1 protein-coding gene is annotated in these 468 nt (G+C 59.6%); it reads left to right on the forward strand.

The window, feature by feature from the left end; translation table 11 throughout:
- Window positions 1-60: 60 nt before the first annotated feature.
- Window positions 61-468, forward strand: a 408-nt coding sequence (locus ACWR1S_RS30900; RefSeq protein ID WP_454566146.1) for a phage tail-collar fiber domain-containing protein, incomplete at its 3' end; no start/stop codon positions are given.

Below are 468 nucleotides of genomic sequence, written 5' to 3' on the forward strand. Positions count from 1 at the left end.
GCCCTGATCGACTTCAACGACGACCAGCAAACGCTGGTTGCCAGCCTGTAGGAGCGCACTGTGAGCGCCAGTATTACCTTGGCCGGCGAAAGCCAAATCGCCCTTAAACAAAGCCAGCAAAAGCCGCTGATCGTCAGCCGATTCATCTTTGCGAATGTGCCTGGACTTGATCCGACCGCGCCGCTCGATCGCGCCGATGGCAAGCCACCTGCTGCGCAGATCGTTCACGTCTACGCCATCCCGGAAAAGAACGCGGGTTTCGTGAATCCGAACCAGGTGGTGTACAGCGCACAGTTGGGGTCTGACGTTGGCGACTGGGACTTTAACTGGGTCGGGCTTGAGGACGCCGACGGCATCTTGTTCGCCGCGTCGTCGGTGCCTCTGCAACAGAAGCGCAGGAACATTCCGCCGGAGCAGATCGGCAACAACGTCACCCGCAATTTTCTGGTGGCCTTCGACGGCGCCATG

This window comes from Pseudomonas sp. AIG (assembly GCF_977020205.1).